The sequence below is a fragment of the Haladaptatus sp. genome (genome assembly GCF_049589095.1).
Classification (GTDB): domain Archaea; phylum Halobacteriota; class Halobacteria; order Halobacteriales; family Haladaptataceae; genus Haladaptatus.
Genome location: NZ_JBAWAC010000063.1, coordinates 1 through 2,781, shown reverse-complemented (window position 1 = coordinate 2,781; position 2,781 = coordinate 1). Strand labels below are relative to the sequence as shown.

Below are 2,781 nucleotides of genomic sequence, written 5' to 3'. Positions count from 1 at the left end.
GTGTCTACGCTCACGTTCGCGGTTCGGCCGTGCGCGGGGAAAGGTCGTCCGATTCCGGTCGGTCGTCTGGACCGCCTGCCGAATTATATTCAAATCGAACAATTCTCTTCCGACGTCCCGAATACAGCCCGTATCTCTTTAGTTTTCCGCCGACTCTCCGGCTCTGAGAACGGTAATAATTTAAATATGTTTGCCCCAATTCCAGCCATGAACTCAGCGGGCGACGTATTCGGGAACTCCGCTCTCGGGAAGCGGGTGGACATGGACGAACAGCTTTCGGAGATGGGTCTCGACATGGCGGAAATCGAGCGACGGAAGTCGTTCCTCGGTTTCGATAGCGCGGACGCTCGACGACTGGCCGCCCTCCGTCCCGTATTCGAGGACCATCGCGCGGAGATCGCCGACCGATTCTACGCGAACCTCCAGTTGGACGAGGAAACGGACGGGATTCTCAAGAATTCCACGCGCACCATCGACTCGCTCAAGCGGACGCAGGGGGAGTATCTCGTCACGCTCGCCGACGGGTCCTACGGAACCGAGTACGTCCGCAACCGCGCGCGGATCGGAAAGCTCCACGACATGCTTGGGATGCCGCTGAACCACTACATCGGACAGTACGGCGTCTACTACGACCTGATCTCGTCCATCGTGGAAGAACGACTGCAGGACGAGATCGAAGCGATGGTCCGTGACGAGTTTTCGTCCGCGATGACCGACGGCGGGCAACTCGCCTCGTCCACGAACGCCGACGACCTCCTCGGCGGAGTCCGGGACGCGGTACACGAGAGCTTCGAGGAGATGCTATCTGTGCTTCGCGTGCTCAACCTCGACATGCAGATCACGGCGGACACCTACGTCCACTCGCATAGTCGGCAGATGAAGCGGGAAATCGAGCGGTCGCGCACCCTGCGCGAATCGACCGAGGAACACGTTCTCGATGCACACGAGTCAGCGGGGGACGTCGCGGCGAGTTCCGCCGAAATCAGCGGATTGACCGAGGAGCAATCGAACAACATGGACCGAATCGCCAGCGAGGTGTCCACCCAGAGCGCAACCGTCGAGGAAATCGCGGCCAGCGCGAGCGAAGTGGGACGACAGAGCCGCGAATCCCAGACGCTCGCCGAGGAGGGAAAGCAACTCGGGAAACGGGCCATCGGCGCGACCAAATCGACGGAGGACGCCCGTGAGAGCATGGTCGAGGACGCGGAGGAACTCCAGAACGCGGTGGGCGAAATCAGCGATGCCGTCGAGATGATAAACGACGTGGCAGACCAGACGAACTTGCTGGCGCTGAACGCCTCCATCGAAGCCGCACGGGCAGGCGAGGCTGGCGACGGGTTCGCCGTCGTCGCCGAGGAGGTCAAATCGCTCGCAGAGGAGTCGAAGGAGCGCGCCGCCGAAATCGAGTCGATGGGTGACCGCATCCAGTCCCGGACCGAGAGCACGCTCGACAGCCTCGGCGAGAGCGAAGCCTCGATCAGCGAGACGGTCACCGCCGTCCAACGAACCAGCGAGAAACTCGCACGGATCGTCGAATCGGCCACCGAAACGGCCGTCGGGATGGAGCAGATCACCTCCGCGACGGACGAACAGGCCGCGAGTACACAGGAGGTCGCCACCATGATAGACGAGGCGGCCGAACGGTCCGCACGGATATCGAAGAAGGTGTCGTCGATAGCGGAGACGAACGAAAAGCAGGCGGCGACGATCGAGGAACTGGACGACATCGTCGCCCACCTCGGCGAAGCCGAGAGCGATATCGACCGAATCTGAGCGATAGACGCCCGTTATCCCGTATTTTTCATCCCCGCGGCGACACCGGTCACCGTGAGCCGGAGGGTTCGCCGTTCGGTCTCGGTCAGGTGCGACTGCCGGAGCAGTCGTACCTGCAGGAGGTTGAGCGGATCGACGTAGGGGTTCCGGCGGGAGAGGCTCTCCTGGAGCCACTCCCGAGAGAGAAGGTCATCGCGTCCCGTGATCTCTAACACGAGTTCGACCGAGCGTTCGTACTCGGACTGGAGTTCGGGGAAGAACTGCTCGCGCAGTTGCTTCGGTGCGAGGTCGGCGTACTCCGCCGTGATTTCCAGGTCGGTTCGGGCGAGCGCCATCGCAGCGTTGTCCACCGTCGTCCGGAAGAACGGCCAGTTCTCGTACATCTCCCGGAGGGTGTCGATGTCGCCGTAGGCGTCCAACCCCTGGGCGAGCGAGTACCATCCCGGCAGGATGCAGCGGGCTTGCGTCCACGAGAACACCCACGGAATCGCACGGAGGTCTTCGACGGTTCGTTCGCCCGAGCGCGACGCGGGCCGCGACCCGAGATTCAAGTCCTCGATGACGGTTATCGGCGTCGTCTTCTCGAAGTACGAGACGAAGCCGTCGGATTCGAGCAGGTCGCGGTAGGCGTCGCGGGCGGCGTCCGCCGCGACGTCCATCGCTTCGGCCCACTCGTCCGGAATCGTCTCCTCACCCTCTTCGAGGGAGGCGTACCGCGCCCGAATCTGGGCGTCCAGCATCTGCTCGACGTTTCGCTCCGCGATGATGGGATTGGCGTACTTCTCGGCGATGGCCTCGCCCTGTTCGGTGAACTTGACCTGACCCGAGACGGTCTCGCGGGGAAGCGCCAACAGCGCCTCGTTCATCGGGCCGCCGCCGCGGGAAATCGACCCGCCCCGCCCGTGGAACAGGCGGAGGGTGACGTCGTACTCGTCGGTGATCTCCGCGAGTCGCTTCTGGTTCTGATAGAGGCTCCAGTTGGCCGCCAAAAAGCCGTTCTCCTTGTTC

The 2,781-nt window shown here is 62.8% G+C and carries 2 protein-coding genes; one reads left to right on the top strand and one right to left on the bottom strand.

Annotated features, from left to right (window positions below):
- Positions 1 to 207: 207 nt before the first annotated feature.
- Positions 208 to 1,773, top strand: coding sequence for a globin-coupled sensor protein (locus WBV42_RS02180; protein WP_423984576.1), 1,566 nt, complete (start codon positions 208 to 210; stop codon positions 1,771 to 1,773).
- 14 nt (positions 1,774 to 1,787) lie between these two features.
- Here WBV42_RS02180 and WBV42_RS02175 read toward each other — a convergent pair.
- Positions 1,788 to 2,781 (bottom strand): phosphoenolpyruvate carboxylase (locus tag WBV42_RS02175; protein WP_423984575.1); only part of this gene is annotated, 994 nt, incomplete at its 5' end.